This window comes from Kingella sp. (in: b-proteobacteria), from assembly GCF_030527935.1.
In the GTDB taxonomy this organism is placed as follows: domain Bacteria; phylum Pseudomonadota; class Gammaproteobacteria; order Burkholderiales; family Neisseriaceae; genus Kingella_B.
This window is the reverse complement of sequence record NZ_JAUMZV010000013.1, coordinates 1-18314: the sequence shown is the minus strand read 5'-3', so window position 1 is coordinate 18314 and position 18314 is coordinate 1. Positions and strand designations below refer to the sequence as shown.

At 51.3% G+C, this 18314-nt stretch carries 18 protein-coding genes; 10 read left to right on the top strand and 8 right to left on the bottom strand.

Annotation, left to right across the window (positions count from 1 at the left end; translation table 11 throughout):
- Positions 1–23 precede the first annotated feature (23 nt).
- Entirely contained in the window at positions 24–155 is a 132-nt protein-coding gene (locus Q4A85_RS05640) for a hypothetical protein (protein ID WP_303108417.1), read from the top strand.
- A gap of 20 nt (positions 156–175) precedes the next feature.
- Here the strand turns inward: Q4A85_RS05640 and Q4A85_RS05635 are convergent, their stop codons facing one another.
- The 6 genes from Q4A85_RS05635 to Q4A85_RS05610 form a co-directional block, all read right to left on the bottom strand.
- Positions 176–592: a hypothetical protein gene (locus Q4A85_RS05635; protein WP_303108415.1), complete on the bottom strand. Its 417-nt coding sequence runs from the start codon at positions 590–592 to the stop codon at positions 176–178.
- Positions 593–607: 15 nt separating this feature from the next.
- On the bottom strand, positions 608–1870 hold the full coding sequence (ispG, locus tag Q4A85_RS05630) for a flavodoxin-dependent (E)-4-hydroxy-3-methylbut-2-enyl-diphosphate synthase (protein WP_303108413.1): 1263 nt from the start codon (positions 1868–1870) through the stop codon (positions 608–610).
- A 234-nt stretch (positions 1871–2104) separates the two neighbouring features.
- Positions 2105–2953, bottom strand: coding sequence for a helix-turn-helix domain-containing protein (locus Q4A85_RS05625; protein ID WP_303108412.1), 849 nt, complete (start codon positions 2951–2953; stop codon positions 2105–2107).
- Positions 2953–3753 (bottom strand): type IV pilus biogenesis/stability protein PilW, encoded by an 801-nt coding sequence (gene pilW, locus Q4A85_RS05620; RefSeq protein WP_303108485.1) that lies wholly within the window; start codon positions 3751–3753, stop codon positions 2953–2955. The genes Q4A85_RS05625 and pilW overlap by 1 nt, the downstream gene beginning before the upstream one ends.
- Positions 3743–4843 carry a 23S rRNA (adenine(2503)-C(2))-methyltransferase RlmN gene (gene rlmN / locus Q4A85_RS05615; RefSeq protein ID WP_303108411.1) on the bottom strand — a complete coding sequence of 367 codons (1101 nt, stop codon included), beginning with the start codon at positions 4841–4843 and terminating at the stop codon, positions 3743–3745. Before rlmN ends, pilW begins: the two co-directional genes overlap by 11 nt.
- A gap of 255 nt (positions 4844–5098) precedes the next feature.
- Positions 5099–5461 (bottom strand): Mth938-like domain-containing protein, encoded by a 363-nt coding sequence (locus Q4A85_RS05610; protein WP_303108410.1) that lies wholly within the window; start codon positions 5459–5461, stop codon positions 5099–5101.
- Between the two features lie 156 nt (positions 5462–5617).
- Here Q4A85_RS05610 and Q4A85_RS05605 point away from each other — a divergent pair, with 156 nt between their 5' ends.
- The 7 genes from Q4A85_RS05605 (at position 5618) to Q4A85_RS05575 (ending at position 11671) form a co-directional block, all read left to right on the top strand.
- A complete protein-coding gene (locus Q4A85_RS05605; RefSeq protein ID WP_303108409.1) occupies positions 5618–6961 on the top strand; it encodes a type II toxin-antitoxin system HipA family toxin in 1344 nt (447 codons plus the stop codon).
- A complete protein-coding gene (locus Q4A85_RS05600) occupies positions 6958–7308 on the top strand; it encodes a helix-turn-helix transcriptional regulator (RefSeq protein ID WP_303108407.1) in 351 nt (116 codons plus the stop codon). Before Q4A85_RS05605 ends, Q4A85_RS05600 begins: the two co-directional genes overlap by 4 nt.
- Before the next feature lie 691 nt (positions 7309–7999).
- Positions 8000–9307, top strand: a complete 1308-nt coding sequence (locus Q4A85_RS05595; RefSeq protein WP_303108405.1) for a homoserine dehydrogenase — start codon at positions 8000–8002, stop codon at positions 9305–9307.
- A gap of 445 nt (positions 9308–9752) precedes the next feature.
- Complete coding sequence (locus Q4A85_RS05590) at positions 9753–10562, top strand: NUDIX domain-containing protein (protein ID WP_303108403.1); 810 nt, start codon at positions 9753–9755, stop codon at positions 10560–10562.
- A gap of 115 nt (positions 10563–10677) precedes the next feature.
- Complete coding sequence (locus Q4A85_RS05585) at positions 10678–10824, top strand: hypothetical protein (protein ID WP_303108401.1); 147 nt, start codon at positions 10678–10680, stop codon at positions 10822–10824.
- Positions 10825–10887: 63 nt separating this feature from the next.
- A complete protein-coding gene (locus tag Q4A85_RS05580) occupies positions 10888–11505 on the top strand; it encodes a riboflavin synthase subunit alpha (RefSeq protein ID WP_303108399.1) in 618 nt (205 codons plus the stop codon).
- 25 nt (positions 11506–11530) lie between these two features.
- The gene (locus tag Q4A85_RS05575) at positions 11531–11671 is read left to right on the top strand and encodes a hypothetical protein (protein WP_303108397.1); all 141 of its coding nucleotides are present in this window, start codon (positions 11531–11533) and stop codon (positions 11669–11671) included.
- A gap of 24 nt (positions 11672–11695) precedes the next feature.
- Here Q4A85_RS05575 and Q4A85_RS05570 read toward each other — a convergent pair whose 3' ends face one another.
- Complete coding sequence (locus tag Q4A85_RS05570) at positions 11696–11896, bottom strand: hypothetical protein (RefSeq protein ID WP_303108395.1); 201 nt, start codon at positions 11894–11896, stop codon at positions 11696–11698.
- Positions 11897–12098: 202 nt separating this feature from the next.
- Entirely contained in the window at positions 12099–13550 is a 1452-nt protein-coding gene (locus Q4A85_RS05565) for a TrkH family potassium uptake protein (protein WP_303108394.1), read from the bottom strand.
- A gap of 445 nt (positions 13551–13995) precedes the next feature.
- Here Q4A85_RS05565 and aceE point away from each other — a divergent pair, with 445 nt between their 5' ends.
- Positions 13996–16680, top strand: coding sequence for a pyruvate dehydrogenase (acetyl-transferring), homodimeric type (gene aceE / locus Q4A85_RS05560; RefSeq protein WP_303108392.1), 2685 nt, complete (start codon positions 13996–13998; stop codon positions 16678–16680).
- An 88-nt stretch (positions 16681–16768) separates the two neighbouring features.
- Positions 16769–18064, top strand: a complete 1296-nt coding sequence (gene aceF / locus Q4A85_RS05555; RefSeq protein WP_303108390.1) for a dihydrolipoyllysine-residue acetyltransferase — start codon at positions 16769–16771, stop codon at positions 18062–18064.
- Positions 18065–18314 lie beyond the last annotated feature (250 nt).

Below are 18314 nucleotides of genomic sequence, written 5' to 3'. Positions count from 1 at the left end.
GTTCAGGCAGCCTGAAATCTAAAATGAAGCGGCGGCGGCTCGTCGCCAAATTTAATTCAACATGGTTTTGTTGGTTAGCAAGATGTCGGCGAGCCGCCGACGCTCCAAAGATTTCAGCTTTGAAATACTTTTCAGGCTGCCTCAATCAACAATAGATAAGGCAGCCTGAAACCGATTACTGAAACTGGTGCATAAACGACTGCACCAAATTCAAGAACTGGCGATATTTATCCGTTTTCGCCGTTTTCTCGCCATCCAGCCCAATCTGCATCAACACGCCGCTGCGGTTGGCGTAAATCACCGTGTTCTCAATCTGCCAGCCCATTTGTCCGTCATCCATGCGGACAGACGAAATAAACGCCTGCATCATCTCGCCCGAAGCCAAGTTTTGCAGCACGATGCTTTTGCGCACGTTGGGCGGTATCGCGCTGTAAACATAGTGAAACGGATTGGCTTGCGCGTTCAACACGCCGCGAAAGCTGTAAATAAACACTTGGTGTTCCATTTTCGCGTTATTTTTCATATAAAGTTGCAGCAGCAAAAAGCGTAAATCGCGGTTGTCTGCCTGCTGTTCGCTGATGGATTTTTTCATTTTCAGGCTGCCTTTTTAACTCGGTTGAATCGGGATGATTTTGTTTTGGCTGCGCTTTTTGCCGCCCTCGCCATAATTGGCTTCCACATATTCTTTCACAATCGCCAAAAATTCCGCCGCCATATTGTCGCCTTTGAGCGTAACCTTGCGCTCGCCGTCCACATACACAGGCGCAACGGGCGTTTCGCCCGTGCCAGGTAAACTGATACCAATGTCCGCCAGCTTGCTCTCGCCCGGCCCATTGACCACGCAGCCCATCACCGCCACGTTCAAGCTCTCCACCCCTGGGTATTGCCAACGCCACACGCTCATTTGCTCGCGCAGATATTGCTGAATATCCCGCGCCAATTCTTGAAACACCGTGCTGGTGGTGCGCCCGCATCCGGGGCAAGCGGTAACCATCGGCGTGAATGAGCGCAGCCCCATGGTTTGCAAAATCTCTTGTGCCACAATCACTTCCTGCGTGCGCGAACTGTTGGGCTCAGGCGTGAGCGAGATGCGAATGGTGTCGCCAATGCCCTCTTGCAGCAGCACCGACAGCGCGGCGGTGCTCGCCACAATGCCCTTGCTGCCCATGCCTGCCTCGGTGAGCCCCAAATGCAGCGGATAGGCGCAGCGGCTGCCCAAATCGCGGTACACGGCAATCAAATCCTGCACATTAGACACCTTGCACGACAGGATAATCTTGTTTTCAGGCAGCCCCAAATCCACCGCTTTTTGCGCCGATTGCAACGCCGACACAATCAACGCTTCTTTCATCACTTCTTCGGGCGTTTTCGGCGCGGCGGCGGCAAGGTTTTCGTCCATCATTTTTTTGGCAAGGCTTTGGTCTAGCGAACCCCAGTTCACGCCGATGCGCACGGCTTTGTTGTGTTCGGCGGCGGTGCGAATCATGTAGGCAAATTTTTCATCGCCTTTCACGCCCTTGCCCACGTTACCCGGATTGATGCGGTATTTGGACAAGGCGCGGGCGCAGTCGGGAAACTCGGCGAGCAGGCGTTCGCCGTTGAAGTGGAAATCGCCAATCAGCGGCACGGCGCAGCCCATGTCGTCCAAACGGCGGCGAATTTCGCCCACTTTTTCCGCTGCGGCGGGGCTGTTTACGGTAATCCGCACCATTTCCGAGCCCGCGTCTGCCAGCTCTTTCACTTGCTGCGCGGTGGCGGGCGCATCGGCGGTGTCGGTGTTGGTCATGGATTGAATAACAACGGGGTGGTCTGAACCCACGGTGATGTGGTCAATTTGGACTTGATGGGTGGCGCGGCGGATGGGTTTCATGGTGTGTGCGTGATGTTTACTTGGTTGAACCGGGTTTCAGGCTGCCTATGATGGAGAAGGCAGCCTGAAAAGGGGTGTAAGAATAGTGTGGATTGAATGGAAAAGGTCATTTCGGGTTTTCAGGCTGCCTATGGATGCGCGGGTGAACGGCTTTTTCAGCAAAGGCAGCCTGAAAACGCATCCCGCGCCAGCAACAGCGCAACAGTTTTTCAGGCTGCCTTATCGGCGCAAACTTTACTGCAGCGCAGAAGCCCCAGCGGTAAAGGTCGCCGTTTTGCCATTTTTACGCGCGGCGTTCATGTCAATCGGCTCGCCGCCAAACGTTGCCGTTGAGCCGCTGGCATAGCCCAGCCGCACTTCAAACGGCGCACCATTTTGGAAACGATGCTCGCTGCGCGCGGGCACAATCTCGTTAATCAACACTTCGCCCTTGGCGTTGGTAACGGTAAGCATGGTGCGATAACGCGCATTAATCACCAATTCGCCTGCCACGCCTGCGGGCGCACTGGCCGGGGTGGCGGTTTGCGTTTGCGTGTCGCTGGCGGTCATCGGTTTCACCACCACATTGGGGTTATCCAACGCGGGCTTTGCGGTTTCGCTGGCAATCAGCGGTTTGCTTTCCGCTTCTTGCTTGGCGTTGGCGTGTTCCGTTTGCGATTTGGTTTGCCATTTGTACACGCCAAAGCCAATGATGGCGACACCGATAATGCCAAAAATCCAAGTAGGGAACGGGCGTTTGGGCGTTTCGTTGGCAAAATTCAGGCTGCCATCGTGTTGAATGGCTTTGCGCACTTTTTCGCTGGGGACAACGTTTTCCAGCGCATCGTTGAGCGTGGATTCGTCCAAATCCAGAAACCGCCCGTAGCTGCGCAAAAAGCCACGCACAAACACAGGCTCGGGCAAGCTGTTGTAGTCGCCGTTTTCCAAGGCTTCAATTTGGCGTGCGGGCAATTTCAAGCGTTCGGACACTTCGCCAATGGAAAGCTGTTTTTGCTCACGCTTGGCGCGCAGCAAAATGCCCAAATCGGCGGCTTTGTTGCTGGGATTATCGGTTTCGGTGTGTTTTTTAGATGCCTTGCTCATTACTCATCATCCCCCTTGCCGCCAACCGCTTCCAGCTCTGGGGAATAGGGGTAATTCATGCGCAATTGCGCTTCGTATTCAGAAGCCGCCTGCATTTCGTTGTTGGCTTTGGCGATTTTCCAGCCCAGCAGCAAATCGTCCGCGCTTAATCTATCCACGCGGCTTTGATAGTGGCGGAACTCTTTATCCGCCACCGCATTTTTATGCTGCTGCAAATGCGCGCGAGCGCGTTCTTTAAACACGGGCACAAAATCGGGATTAAGCTGCAACGCGCGTTCAAAATAGGTTTCCGCCATAGAAATTTGCCCTGCGCGCGCGGAGCAAATGCCCTTGTTCATATTGGCGATTTCAGGGCTGGGATAAGTGGGGTCGGCCAAGGCTTTGTCAAAATAAACCATCGCATCGTTGGGGTGTTTCATCGCATCGCATAAAAACCAGCCGTAGTTATTGTTGATTTCCGCGCTATCGGGCTTCATAGACAGCGCGTGGCGGAAGTTTTCTTCGGCTTTGTCGTACACTTTCAGGTGTTGATACACTTGGGCGCGAATCAGCCACGCGATTTCAAAGCTGGGGTCGTCTTGAATCGCGCCATCAATGGCTTGCACGGCAGAGCGATAATCGCGGTTTTGCGTGTATTGAATCGCCAGCTCGGTTTTGATGCGAGCGTTGTTTTTGCGTTTTTCACTTTTGCTTTCGGGTTTAAATTCCGTGAACTGCGGGTTTTCGGACACGCAGCCTGCCAACACGCAAGCGGTTGCACACATCACCACAAAGCGGGATAAACGTTGTTTAAACATGATTATGGGTCTCCACATAAATTCGTTGCCATTTTGCTTGGCGTTTGGTTTTGTCTTGCACCTGACCCGCCAACTGCCCACACGCGGCATCGATGTCGTCGCCGCGTGTTTTGCGAACAGTGGTAACCAAGTCGGCTTCCATTAAAATTTCTTTGAAAATATTGATATTTTTGTTGCTAGACCGCTCGTAGCCCGAATTGGGGAACGGATTGAACGGAATCAGATTGAATTTGCACGGTGTGTCTTTTACCAACTGCACCAGCTCGCGGGCGTGTTCGGGCTTATCGTTGATGCCATCCAGCATCACATATTCAAACGTGATGAAATCGCGCGGGGCTTTGGCAAGATAGCGGTTGCAGGCGGCCATCAGCTCTTTGAGCGGATATTTTTTGTTCAGCGGCACGATTTCATCGCGCACTTTGTCGTTGGATGCGTGCAGCGACACGGCAAGGGCAACGGGCATATCGTCTTTCAATCTATCCATTTGTGGCACCATGCCCGATGTGGACACGGTTACGCGGCGGCGGCTTAATCCATAGCCGTGGTCGTCCAGCATGATAGACAGCGCGGTGATGACGTTGTCGTAGTTCGCCATCGGCTCGCCCATGCCCATCATCACCACGTTGGAAATCACACGCTCGTTTTTGGGCGTTACGCCTAAGGCTTTATTTGCCCACCAGAGCTGCCCGATGATTTCGGCGGCGGATAAATTGCGGTTGAAGCCTTGTCGCCCTGTTGAGCAGAATGTGCATTCCAAAGCGCAGCCCACTTGCGATGAAATGCACAGCGTGCCGCGCTCGGCTTCGGGGATGAATACGGTTTCTACGCCGTTGCCTGTGCCGACATCCAGCAGCCATTTGCGCGTGCCATCGCGGCTTTCTTGCGCGGTCATCAGCGCAGGGATGCCGATAACGGCGTTGTCTTCTAGCTTGCTGCGCAGGGCTTTGGCAAGGTCGGTCATTTCGTCAAAGGTTTGCACCCCGCTTTGGTGTATCCAACGCATCACTTGCTTGGCGCGAAAGGGTTTTTCGCCCATTTGCGCGAAGTGGTCGGTTAAGCCGTTTAGGTTGTAGTTGAGTAGATTGGTTTTCATGGTGTGCGTTGGATGTTGGAATAGCAGGCTTTAAGGCTGCCTGAAATGCAAAGTGGCGCATTTTAACAAGTTTTTGCGGTTTTACCTAATTTGCGCGTGGGATTTTATCGTTACGCTAAATAGCGTTTGTAAGGCAGCCTGAAAACAGTTGAGCCCAGCCCAAATGGATGGGCAGAACAATGGTGCAAATGGTTTTAGCTGCGCCAAACTGATTTTCAGGCTGCCTTTATTAGGCTGGATTGGATTGGCTTGGCTTCACACCCACAGCCAAGCCCAAACTTTGCGCCCTTCGCTGGCAAGCAGCGCGTAGGTGCGACAGGCGGCGGCGGTGGTCATGCACTCCAATGCCGCGCCGTGTGCCGATAATTCCGCCGCCAGCTTGGGCGACAAAAATTGCTGCTTTGCGCCCGTGCCAATCAGGATGATTTCCGCGCCCGCGTGTAGGGCAGCCTGAAAATCGGGCAACGCCAAATCATGCGGCGAAGCGTGTAAACAAGGGGCAACATCGTCGCCCAATTGCACGTTGTGCAGATAGGCGGTTTGGTTGATGATGATTTCGCCTGCGGTGTAGCCATCAATGGTGATGGGCGCGAGTGCGGTTTGGTCGTTCAATTGCATGGTGTCTATTCCTTAATAATGGTTTTCAGGCTGCCTTAAATAGTTTTAGCTTCGCTACGCAGGCTGCCTGAAAACAAATAATTTCTCAAATTTTATAAATTATCGGCTTATTTTCGTTATAATACTCGGGTTTCTTATTTTTTATTGCGCCACACCATGCAGCCTGAAAACCTGACGCTTCAAATTTTTCATCACCAGCAATGGCACGATGCCGCCGAATTATCGTTTAACGCGGATTTTGCCTGCACGCGGCTGGATTATCTAAACGATTACGCCTTTTGCCAAGCCGAAAACGGCGATTTTCTTTGCTGGGAAAAAGACGATGTGTACGCGCTGGGGCTGAATTATCCTGTAAACATCATGGGTTATCCGCATCAGCCGTTTACCTTTTTGGACGACATCATCCCATCGGGCGCGAGCCGCCGCTATTGGGTGCAGCATTTGGGCATAGGCAGGCAGCCTGAAAACCAGCAAAACTACACGCTGCTGCAACGCGGCACGATTGCGCCGATTGGCAATGTGCGCATCAAACAAGCCGTGCCGCCTGAAGCCGCCACGCGGCATTTTCAGGCTGCCGAAGCGATTAACCGCCAAGCCGATTTTTTGGAATACGCGCAAGAACACGGCGCAATTGCAGGTGGCGCAACAGGCGCAGGCGGCGAAGCCCCCAAATTGCTGCTGCGCCAAACACCAAGTGGCGAAATTTGGATTGACAATCAACAAGATGGCACATCAGCCGATGCGTATTATTTGGTGAAATATCCGCGCAACCAACGCACGCCGATTGATTGCGATATTTTGCGCGCTGAGTTTCATTTTTATCACGCATTAGCCGCGCTGGGCTTTGCCAGCATGGATGTGGCGCAGATGAAGCTGGAAGAAGGCGAGCGTTATCCATCGTTGTGGCTGCCGCGCTTTGATGTGGCGCAGGCTCAAGGGCAAACCACGCGGCTGGCGATGGAAAGCGTGTATTCCCTATTGGAACGCGGCGTGGGCAGCTATTTAAACCACGGCGACACCATCCGCGCCATTGTGCACAAAATCCAGCGCAGCCATTTAGCGCAAGCGCAGGGCTTCCAGCTTGATGCTGACGCGTGGATTAGCCAATGGTTGCAGCGCGATTTGCTCAATATTGCGTTTGGCAACAGCGACAACCACGGGCGCAACACCGCCTTTATCCGCAGCGCAGGCAGCATAGAATTTGCCCCAATTTACGATTTTGCCCCAATGAAAGCCGACCCCGAAGGCATCATCCGCAGCACCACTTGGGGCGCACCGCTGGAAAACGGCGGCGAATACGACTTCCCTGCCATCGCCCAATCGTTCGCCGATTTAACCGACCCCGATACCCTGCTATCCACACTCCAAGCCACCGCCGAAAAACTGCTGGATTTGAAACACAACCTACAACAACGCGGCGTGCCCACCCGCATCCTAGACATGGCGGGCTTGGGCTACGACCACCTACCCACCAAATTCAAACGCTGGGGATTGCTATGACCACACCCAAACAACCACGCGCATTCAAACAACCACGCGTCAGCAAAAACAAAACCACGCTTTCCGCCCAACAGCGCAGCGAATTTCGCAACCAAATTCTGCGCGAGCTCTGGCAAGGCAAGCTCACGCAAGGGCAAGCACTCAAACGCCTGCGCATTGAAATGCTGGGCTTAAAGCAAGCGCAGTTTGCCAAGCTGGTGGGCGTTTCGCTGCCATCGTTGAGCAATCTGGAAAACGACCGCGCGGTGTCGGCGGAACTCTTTAACAAGGCGTTCAAACCATTTGGCTTGGGGTTAAGCCTTGTGCCGATGCGGTTTGATGAGATAGCAGCGGTTTTAAACGTTTAAGCGGTTTCAGGCTGCCTTTGAACGATTAAGGCAGCCTGAAAACTTTGTAAAACCTGCAACCGATGGAGCGGCGGCGGCTCGCCGACATCTTTGCTAACCAGTCATGCGATGTTTAATAAACGTTGGCAGCGAGCCGCTGTTCCATTTTAGAACCTGTATTCACTATTTTCATAGGCAGATTTGATGGCATAAAAGCGCGGATACAAGGCAAAAAGCACAGCAAGGTTGGACACCTTGCGAGCATTTTTAACGTGGTAGCCGCGTTTTTAGGGCATTAAAGATGCCTATGAAAATAGTGAATACAGGTTCTTAGGTTTCAGGCTGCCTTTGAAATCCCCAAGCAGCGTTGCAAAGCCAAAACCATTTCACCGCATCCAATCATTTAGCCCAATCCCATCCGCCCACCAATTCAGTTGATTTATTAAGATTTATTGTGTTGATTGGTTTTCAGGCTGCCTGAAATGGTTTACCATCGCGGGCTTATTTTTTCACAAATTTTACAAATATTTTTTAGAACCTGTATTTACTATTTTCATAGGCAGATTTTATGGCATAAAAGCGTGGATACAAGGCAAAAAGCGCAGCAAGGTTGGACACCTTGCGAGCATTTTTAACGCAGTAGCCGCGTTTTAGGGCATGAAAGATGCCTATGAAAATAGTAAATACAGGTTCTTAATCAGGGACATTCATTATGCAAGCAGTAAACATTGGCATCTTGGGCTTGGGCACAGTCGGCGGTGGCACCGCGCAAGTGCTGCAAGACAACGCAGCAGAAATCAGCAGGCGATTGGGGCGCGAAGTGCGCGTAACCGCCGTGTGCACGCGCAACACCGTGCGGGCGCGGCAGCTTTGCCCACAAGCGGCGGTGGTAACCGAGCCCACCGAATTGGTGCAACGCGACGATGTGGACATTGTGGTGGAGCTATACGGCGGCACAGAAATCGCCAAAGATGCCGTGTTGCAAGCGATTGAAAACGGCAAACACATCGTTACCGCCAACAAAAAACTGCTCGCCGAATACGGCAACGAAATCTTCGCCCTTGCCGAAAAAAACAACGTGATGATTCACTTTGAAGCGGCGGTGGCAGGCGGCATTCCCATCATCAAAACGCTGCGCGAAGGCTTGGCGGCAAACCGCATTCACAGCATCGCGGGCATCATCAACGGCACCAGCAATTTTATTTTGAGCGAAATGCGCGAAAAAGGCGCAACCTTTGCCGATGTGTTGAAGCAGGCGCAGGATTTGGGCTACGCCGAAGCCGACCCCACTTTTGACATAGAAGGGCACGATGCGGGGCACAAAATCACGATTATGTCTGCGCTGGCGTTTGGCACGCCTGTGAACTTTGGCGCGTGCTATTTGGAAGGCATCAGCAAGCTAGACAGCCGCGATATTCAATACGCCGAAGAGCTGGGCTATCGCATCAAGCTGCTGGGCATCACGCGACGCACCGAAAAAGGCATTGAGCTGCGCGTGCACCCTACCCTGCTGCCTGAAAGCCGCTTGCTGGCAAATGTGAACGGCGTGATGAACGCGGTGCGCGTAAAAGCCGATATGGTGGGCGAAACGCTGTATTACGGCGCGGGCGCGGGCGCGTTGCCTACTGCCAGCGCGGTGGTGGCGGATATTATTGACATCTGCCGCTTGCTGGATGCCGACAGCGAGAACCGCGTGCCGCTGCTGGGCTTCCAATCCGACAAAGTGGAAGCGCAAAATTTCTTGTCCATTGACGACATCACCAGCAGCTATTATTTGCGGATGTCCACCCAAGACCAAGCAGGCGTGCTGGCGGCGGTGGCGGCGGTGTTGGCAAAATACGATATTTCCATTGAAGCCTTGATTCAAAAAAGCGTGCTAGACAGCACCCACGCCGAGATTGTGATTTTGACGCATTCCACCGTGGAGAAAAACATCAAGGCGGCGATTGCGGAAATTGAAGCGCAAGAAACCGTTGCCGCGCCTGTGGTGATGATTCGCATGGAAAGTTTGCACGGCTAAACGTGTTTACCAGAATAAGCAGCGTGAGATTTCGCGCTGTTTGTTTTTTTGTGGACGGGTTTTGTGAACGATTTTGCAAACCATTAAGGCAGCCTGAAACCTTTGCAAAACCTGTAACCGATGGGGCGTCGGCGGCTCGCCGACATCTTGTTAACCAACAAAATCATGTTGAATTAAGAATCTGTATTCATTATTTGCATAGGTAGATTTTATGACATAAAAGCGTGGATACAAGGCAAAAAGCGCAGCAAGGTTGGACACCTTGCGAGCATTTTTAACGCAGTAGCCGCGTTTTTAGGGCATTAAAGATGCCTATGAAAATAGTGAATACAGGTTCTAAATAGTTGGTAACTTTGGCGACGAGCCGTCGCCACTCCATTTTAAATTTCAGGCTGCCTTTACCCCCCAATCATCGTCTCCCCCAATCCACTAAAAAGGAAACCCCATGCCCCCCAAAATCCACGTTGTCGCAGGCATCTTGTTTAACGAACGCGGCGAATTTCTGCTCTCATCGCGCCCAGCGGGCAAACCGTATGCGGGCTACTGGGAATTTGCGGGCGGCAAAGTGGAAGTAGGCGAAAGCGAATTTGCCGCGCTGCAACGCGAGTTTATGGAAGAATTGGGCGTGGAAATCCTGCACGCTACGCCGTGGCTGACGAAGTTTTACCGCTATGAACACGCCCATGTGAACCTGCGCTTTTTCCGCGTGGCGGTGCACGAATGGCGCGGCACATTGCAAGCACGGGAGCAGCAGCAATGGGCGTGGCAACAAGCGGGCGATTTCACCGTGTCGCCGATGCTGCCCGCCAACACCGCATTGCTCGCTTCGTTAGCCGTGCCAACCGCCTTTTCAGGCAGCCTGAAAACGGGTTTGCACGGCGAAAATGCTTCGGGCGCATACCGCGTGATGCCCCCGCACATGGCAGCCCCGCACGACCCCATTTGGCTGCCGTTTGACGATTGGCAGCAACACAACGCATTGCAGCACAATAGGCAGCCTGAAAACGCCAACCGCAGCGTGTGGGCGGCGGTGGACAATGCGGCGCAGTTTCGCGCGGCGCAAGCAGCTGATGCAATTATCTGGCGCGTGAACGATAACGCGATGGCGCAGGCGTTGGCGGATGCGTTGCACGCGGGCGCGCCGATGCCGATTGTGGCGGCGGCAAGCGCAGATGTGGCGGCGTGCTGGCAGGATGTTTGGCAGGCGAACGGCGTGCAGGCGGTGGTGTGCGATAGCGAAATTGGCACGGTGTGAATAGCGTAGGCAGCAAAGGCAGCCTGAAAACCAAATCGTTTGCTGTTGCGCCAAACGGTTTTTGTCGGATGGATTGACTTTCAGGCTGCCTAATCTATTGCCCAAGCCGTAGGATATGCCGCTTTGCTGCGCACGCCGCTTGCGCACTTCGCCAAGCCACAAAGGCAGCCTGAAAATAGAACCGTTTGCTGTTGCGCCAAACGGTTTTTTGCTGGATGGATTGAGTTTCAGGCTGCCTAATCACCCACCCAAGGCAGCCTGAAACCCCATCTCACAAAAATGCTAAAATCCCACCCCCCAATCCACCCCACCACAAGGAACCCCCATGTTTACAGGCATCGTGCAAGGCACAGGCAAAATCGTCCACATCCACCAACCCAGCGCAGATTTCCGCAGCCACACCGTCGCCCTGCCCGAGCACATGGCGCACGACCTACAAATCGGCGCATCCATCGCCCACAACGGCTGCTGTCTCACCATCACCCAAATCAACGGCAACCAAGCCACTTTTGACTTAATGGCAGAAACACTCGCCAAAACCAACTTAGGCAGCCTGAAAACAGGCGACAGCGTCAATTTAGAACGCGCCGCCCGCTTTGGCGACGAAATCGGCGGGCACGTTATGAGCGGGCACATCATCGCCACCACCCCCATCAGCCGCATAGAACAAAACGCGCACAACCGCACACTCTATTTCAGGCTGCCCCCGCAACTCGCGCCCTACATCCTGCCCAAAGGCTTTATCGGGCTAGACGGATGCAGTCTCACCATCAGCAACGTAACCACACAAGAATTCAACGTCCACCTTATCCCCGAAACCCTGCAACGCACCCTATTTGGCAGCCGCCAAGTGGGCGATTGCATCAACATTGAAATTGACGCACAAACGCAAGCCATTGTGGACACCGTAGAGCGCGTGTTGGCGCAGAGAAAGGCAGCCTGAAAACGCATAGCGAAACACGCCACTCATGGAGCGTCGGCGGCTCGCCGACATCTTGCCAATCAGTAAAGCCTTATTGAGACATCATTTGGCGACAAGCCGTCGCCGTTCCATTTTGATTTTCAGGCTGCCCATCCACCCAACAAAAAAACGGTCTCAGGCAGCCTGAAACCGTTTTTTATCATCCAAAATCTTACGCGCTAAACCCAGCCGCATTCACCGCAGCCTTATAAGCCGCAGCATCAAAATCATCCGTATGCGTAACCACCACATAACCGCCCTCATGGTTCGCATTCACAAAACGCACGCCCGCCACATTGCTGGTGGCTTCCACCAAACGGTCGCCGTCTTGTTTGCTGGTCATGCCGCTAACATCAATTTTAGATTGAGCCATTTTATTTACCTCACAGATATGTTTAACAAAAAAACAACGTTGTTCACCAAGCCATCCAACAACGCCAACTTGGCGCATTCTGCCCATGTTTACATTTGCCGTCTAGCAAAATCACACCAAACCCCGCAAACATTTCATTTGTAAATGATAATTGTTGGATTTGCACAACGTGCGCCCTGCCCTGCACGTTTCGTTTTAACAATCATTTACGCCAATAAGCAGGCGTAAACAACATCAACACCGTAAAAATCTCCAACCGCCCCAGCAGCATCACCACCGCGCAAATCCATTTTTGCCCCGTGCTCAACACCGTGTAATCATGGCTCGGCCCCACCACGCCCAAACCTGGCCCCGCATTGGTAATGCACGCAATCACCGCCGTCAGCGAGCTCACCAAATCCAGCCCCGAAATCATCAAGATAAAAGTAAACAGCGTAACCGTGCAAAAATACACAAACACAAACGCCGCAATCGCCATCGCCACATGGTCAGACAGCTTATGCCCGTTCACTTTCACCACATGAACCGCATTCGGATGCTGCAACAGCGTCATCTCGCGCTTCAAAATTTTGCATAACGCCAAAATCCGTACCAGCTTCACCCCGCCGCCCATTGAACCCGTGTTCGCCAAAATATTTGCCAAAAAAAACATCCACAGCGAAGCAATCAACGGCCAAGTCGCAAAATCGGCATTAGAAAAACCACTCGCCAAACCAATGGAAACATAATTAAACGTAACAAACCGAAACGCATCGGGCAGCGAATAAAAATCCTTATAACTCAAATACAAAGAAACCACCACAATACTGCCCACCAGCAACAAAATCATGGTGCGAAATTCTTCATCTTGCCAATAATGGCGCAACGATTTTTGCCGCAACGCTGCAAAATGGTTGGCAAAATTGATACCACCCAGCAGCGTTGCGCCAATAATCACCCATTCAATCGCGGGCGAATTAAAAAACGCAATATTGTCATCATGGGTGGAAAATCCCCCCAGCGCAAAAGACGACATCGCATGGCACATCGCGTCAAACCAATTCATCCCCGCCCAACGCAGCGCAATCGCAATCCACAGCGTGCACGCCAAATAAAACTGCCAAAGCTGCTTTGCCGTTTGCGAGATGCGCGGCGAAGTTTTATCTTTGTGCACGCCCGCAATCTCCGCCTTGAATAACTGCGTCCCCCCCACGCCCAGCATCGGCAAAATCGCCACCGCCAGCACAATAATCCCCATGCCGCCCAGCCAGTTGAGCATATGCCGCCAAAAATTGATAGACGGCGGCAAATTATCCAAGCCCGAAATCACCGTTGCCCCCGTGGTCGTGAGCCCGCTCATCGCTTCAAAAAACGCATCGGTAAACGATATTTCGGCAAAATAATAATAAAACGGCAACGCTGCAATGCAGGCAAAGCCCAGCCACAGCATCACCACCAGCGAAAAACCATCGCGCGGGCGCAATTCGTGCTGCCGTTTGCGGCATAACAACCAAATCAAAAAAAACAATAATTCAGAAATCGCCGCCGTGTGCCAAAAAACAGGAAACGCATCATCTTCATACACATACGACACCACTGTTGGCATCAAAATCAACAAGGCAAAAAACATACCCAGTTGCGACAAAATATGAAAAGTAGGAACTAACTTATTCATAATAACAACGCCCATCGCGCCCGCTAAAAAGGGCAAAATTTTGCCACGCTTAACAGCCCAATAGCAACAAAATTCCCCATTAAGAACCTGCATTCACTATTTTCATAGGCAAATTTGATGGCATAAAATCGCGGATACAAGGCAAAAAGCACAGCAAGGTTGGACACCTTGCGAGCATTTTTAACGCAGTAGCCACGTTTTTAGGGCATAAAAGATGCCCATGAAAATAGTGAATAGAGGTTCTAAGGCAACCTGAAAAACATATCATTGTTTTATGACGTAAAACAAACTTTCAGGCTGCCTAAGTTTGCTATTCAAACCCATTAGGGCTACAATTCCAATGTTTTAAGTTCGTGTCATGAAAGGGTGCTTGAAGGCATCTTTAATATTGAATAACGATTTCGCAACCGAAGTTTTAACTTCACAACCTGGAAGGATAGACACCATGTCTCAAACCTACAATGCAGTAAACGACGTCGATCCCATTGAAACCAAGGAATGGGTTGATGCAATTCGCTCAGTGGTGGAAAACGAAGGCGTTGATCGCGCACGTTTCTTGTTGGAACAACTTTTGGGCACATCCAAAGATGAAGGCGTAAACGTACCCGCTGGCATCAATACCCCCTACCAAAACACCATCCCAACAAGCAAACAAGTTGCCATGCCGGGCGATGCAAGCCTAGAACACGCCATCCGCGCCGCTGTTCGCTGGAACAACGCCGCAATGGTGATTAACGCGCAACACAAAGGTTTGGAACTGGGCGGGCACATCGGTTCATTCCTTTCTGCCGCAACATTGTATGACGTAGGTTTCGACCACTTCTGGAAAGCCAAAGGCGACGGCGTAGAAGGCGATTTGGTATTCACACAAGGACACTCTGCCCCCGGTATCTATGCACGCGCTTATGTTGAAGGTCGTTTGAGCGATGCGCAACTAGACAACTTGCGTCAAGAAGCCTTTACCGATGGCTTGTCTTCTTACCCACACCCACACCTGATGCCTGATTTCTGGCAATTCCCAACTGTGTCTATGGGTCTTGGTCCGCTCATGTCCATCTACCAAGCACGCTTCTTGAAATACTTGGATTCACGCGGTTTAACCAAAACCGAAGGTCGCAAAGTATGGTGCTTCTGCGGCGACGGCGAAATGACCGAACCCGAATCACAAGGCGCAATCGCATTGGCAGCACGCGAAAAATTGGACAACCTGATTTTCGTGATTAACTGTAACTTGCAACGTTTGGACGGCCCTGTAAACGGTAACGGCAAAATCATGCAAGAATACGAAGGCATCTTCCGTGGCGCAGGCTGGAATGCCATCAAAGTAATTTGGGGCGGCAGTTGGGATGCCCTGTTCGCAAAAGATACTACTGGTGCATTGAAAGCACGCTTGGAAGAAATCGTGGACGGCGATTATCAAAACTTCCATTCCAAAGATGGTGCATACATCCGCGAACACCTGTTCAACACACCCGAATTGAAAGCATTGGTTGCCGATTTAACCGATGAACAAATCTACAACCTAGAATTTGGTGGTCATGACCCCGTTAAAGTGTACAACGCCTACTACGAAGCAGTGCACCACGCCAACGGCAAACCGACTGTTATCTTGACTAAAACCGTTAAAGGTTACGGCATGGGCGCAGCAGGTGAAGCGCAAAATACCGTCCACCAAGCGAAAAAAATGGATGTTCCTTCATTGAAACAATTCCGTACCCGCCACAACATCCCTGTAACGGACGCGCAAATTGAAAGCAGTCATCTGCCATACGTTCGCTTCGCAGAAGGCACGCCTGAATACAACTACCTGCACGGTCAGCGCAAAGCATTGGGCGGTTACTTGCCATATCGCAATCCAAACAACGAAACCTTGCCTATCCCCGAATTGAGCGCATTCCAAACTCAATTAGAATCAAGTGGCGACCGCGAATTTTCTACCACTATGGCATTCGTTCGCATCTTGAACACTTTGATTAAAGACAAAGAATTGGGCAAACGCATTGTGCCCATCGTGCCTGATGAGAGCCGTACATTTGGTATGGAAGGTATGTTCCGCCAAATCGGCATTTGGAACACCCAAGGTCAGCACTACGTTCCACAAGATAAAGAACAGTTGATGTACTACAAAGAATCAACTGATGGTCAAATCTTGCAAGAAGGTATTAACGAACCTGGTGCGATTTCTTCATGGATTGCTTCGGCAACTTCTTACGCAAACAGCCGTTACACCACCATTCCATTCTATATCTACTACTCTATGTTCGGTTTCCAACGTGTTGGCGACTTGGCTTGGGCAGCAGGTGATATGAATGCACGCGGTTTCTTGTTGGGCGGTACTTCTGGTCGCACCACCTTGAACGGCGAAGGCTTGCAACACCAAGATGGTCATAGCCACATCCAAGCAGATTTGATTCCAAACTGCCACACTTATGACCCAACATTCCAATACGAGTTGGCTGTTATCTTGCATGATGGTTTGCGCCGTATGTATGTGGAACATGAAAACGTGTTCTACTATGTAACCGTGATGAACCAAAACTATGCTCACCCTGCTATGCCTGCGCGCAAAGGCATTGAGCAAGAAATCTTGAACGGTATGTACTTGTTGCAAGAAGGCGGTAAGAGCGATAAGAAAGTTCAACTGATGGGTTCTGGCGTAATCTTGCAAGAAGTGATTGCGGCGGCTCAACTGTTGAAAGACGACTTCGGTGTGGAAGCTAATGTATGGTCTTGCCCATCATTCAACCAAATGCACCGCGACATCATGGAAGTTGAACGCTTCAACCGTTTGAACCCAACCAAAGAGCAAAAAGTTCCATTTGTTACTCGCCAATTGCAAGGTCATGCTGGTCCGATTGTGGCATCAACCGACTATGTTCGCGCCTTTGCTGAACGCATCCGCCCTGGTATTCCTGCGGGTCAATCGTTCACTGTGTTGGGGACTGATGGCTTTGGTCGCAGCGATAGCCGTGCTAACTTGCGTAAATTCTTTGAAGTGGACCGCTACAACGTTGTGGTTGCTGCATTGAGCGGTTTGGCAAAAGAAGGCAAAGTTGATGCGAAAGTGGTTCAACAAGCCATTGAAAAATACGGTATCGACGCTAACCGCGAAGCAAGCTGGAATCTGTAATCAGCGTTTGATTCAGGCAGCCTGAAACACGTTTTTCAGGCAGCCTGAAAACCATTTTTCATTAAATAGACTCATTCAAGGAAAACTCATGAGCATTGTAGAAATTAAAGTCCCCGATATTGGCGGGCACAATAATGTAGATGTGATTGCCGTTGAAGTAAAAGCGGGCGACACCATCGCATTAGACCAAACTCTGATTACACTGGAAACCGATAAAGCCACAATGGATGTGCCTGCTGATGCGGCCGGTGTAGTAAAAGAAGTGAAAATTAAAGTGGGCGATAAAGTTTCCGAAGGTTCGGTGATTTTGACCGTTGAAACAGGCGTAGCCGCCGCAGAGGCTCCTGCACACGCTGCTCCTGCTGCTGCACCCGCGCCTGCCGCTACACCTGCTCCCGTAGAACAAGCTGCTGCGCCTGCTCCCGCTGCGCCCGCTCCCGCTCCTGTTGCGGCATCTTCTGCCATCAACGAAGCCACATTCTCCAAAGCGCACGCAGGCCCTTCAACCCGCAAATTGGCACGCGAATTGGGCGTGGATTTGGGTTCGGTTAAAGGTTCTGGTCAAAAAGGTCGCATCACAGCGGATGACGTTAAATCATTCGTGAAAGGCGTGTTGCAATCAGGTGGCGCGGCTGCTTCTTTGGGCGGCGGCTTGAACTTGTTGCCATGGCCAAAAGTGGATTTCAGCAAATTTGGCGAAGTGGAAGTGAAAGAGCTTTCTCGTATCAAAAAAATCTCGGGTCAAAACCTGTCTCGCAACTGGGTAATGATTCCGCACGTTACCGTGAACGAAGAAGCGGATATGACCGAGTTGGAAGAATTCCGCAAAACTTTGAACAAAGAATGGGAAAAAGCGGGCGTGAAAGTGTCTCCTTTGGCATTTATCATCAAAGCGTCTGTAACCGCGCTCAAAGCGTTCCCTGAGTTCAATTCTTCTTTGGACGGCGATAACTTGGTATTGAAAAAATACTACAACATTGGCTTTGCGGCGGATACGCCAAACGGCTTGGTTGTGCCCGTAATCAAAGATGTTGACCAAAAAGGCTTGAAAGAAATCAGCCAAGAGCTGACCGAATTGAGCAAAAAAGCCCGCGAAGGCAAATTGAAACCACAAGAAATGCAAGGCGCGTGCTTTACCATTTCTAGCTTGGGTGGCATCGGCGGCACAGGCTTTACGCCAATTGTGAACGCACCCGAAGTGGCGATTTTGGGCGTGTGCAAATCGCAAATCAAACCTGTTTGGAACGGCAAAGAGTTTGAACCACGCTTGATGTGCCCATTGAGCTTGTCGTTTGACCACCGCGTGATTGATGGCGCGGCAGGTATGCGCTTTACCGTGTTCTTGGCAAACTTGTTGAAAGATTTCCGCCGCGTGGTGTTGTAATCTTTTGATGTGAATAATGAATAGCAGCCAGTTGTTTTTTGCAACTGGCTGTTTTTTTGTTTTCAGGCTGCCTAATGTGGGCTATATTAAGGTGTAGAAATCAACCGCGTTGTTTACACAACAGTTTGGGAAAAATAAGCCTGAAACACAAGAAATGCCGTCATTCCCGCGTAGGCGGGAATCTTGCTTGATATTAAAAAAGGGGCTGTCCTAGATAACTAGGATAAATTACTTCTTACCAATTGTTTTA

Bases quoted from the DNA above. Each gene is read 5' to 3' on its own strand.
- aceF (WP_303108390.1), top strand. From the start codon at position 16,769: ATGAGCATTGTAGAAATTAAAGTCCCCGATATTGGCGGGCACAATAAT.
- Q4A85_RS05585 (WP_303108401.1), top strand. From the start codon at position 10,678: ATGCCGCTTTGCTGCGCACGCCGCTTGCGCACTTCGCCAAGCCACAAA.
- Q4A85_RS05580 (WP_303108399.1), top strand. From the start codon at position 10,888: ATGTTTACAGGCATCGTGCAAGGCACAGGCAAAATCGTCCACATCCAC.
- Q4A85_RS05635 (WP_303108415.1), bottom strand. From the start codon at position 592: ATGAAAAAATCCATCAGCGAACAGCAGGCAGACAACCGCGATTTACGC.
- Q4A85_RS05570 (WP_303108395.1), bottom strand. From the start codon at position 11,896: ATGGCTCAATCTAAAATTGATGTTAGCGGCATGACCAGCAAACAAGAC.
- Q4A85_RS05610 (WP_303108410.1), bottom strand. From the start codon at position 5,461: ATGCAATTGAACGACCAAACCGCACTCGCGCCCATCACCATTGATGGC.
- Q4A85_RS05625 (WP_303108412.1), bottom strand. From the start codon at position 2,953: ATGAGCAAGGCATCTAAAAAACACACCGAAACCGATAATCCCAGCAAC.
- rlmN (WP_303108411.1), bottom strand. From the start codon at position 4,843: ATGAAAACCAATCTACTCAACTACAACCTAAACGGCTTAACCGACCAC.
- Q4A85_RS05565 (WP_303108394.1), bottom strand. From the start codon at position 13,550: ATGAATAAGTTAGTTCCTACTTTTCATATTTTGTCGCAACTGGGTATG.
- aceE (WP_303108392.1), top strand. From the start codon at position 13,996: ATGTCTCAAACCTACAATGCAGTAAACGACGTCGATCCCATTGAAACC.
- Q4A85_RS05590 (WP_303108403.1), top strand. From the start codon at position 9,753: ATGCCCCCCAAAATCCACGTTGTCGCAGGCATCTTGTTTAACGAACGC.
- Q4A85_RS05575 (WP_303108397.1), top strand. From the start codon at position 11,531: ATGGAGCGTCGGCGGCTCGCCGACATCTTGCCAATCAGTAAAGCCTTA.
- Q4A85_RS05600 (WP_303108407.1), top strand. From the start codon at position 6,958: ATGACCACACCCAAACAACCACGCGCATTCAAACAACCACGCGTCAGC.
- ispG (WP_303108413.1), bottom strand. From the start codon at position 1,870: ATGAAACCCATCCGCCGCGCCACCCATCAAGTCCAAATTGACCACATC.
- Q4A85_RS05640 (WP_303108417.1), top strand. From the start codon at position 24: ATGAAGCGGCGGCGGCTCGTCGCCAAATTTAATTCAACATGGTTTTGT.
- Q4A85_RS05595 (WP_303108405.1), top strand. From the start codon at position 8,000: ATGCAAGCAGTAAACATTGGCATCTTGGGCTTGGGCACAGTCGGCGGT.
- Q4A85_RS05605 (WP_303108409.1), top strand. From the start codon at position 5,618: ATGCAGCCTGAAAACCTGACGCTTCAAATTTTTCATCACCAGCAATGG.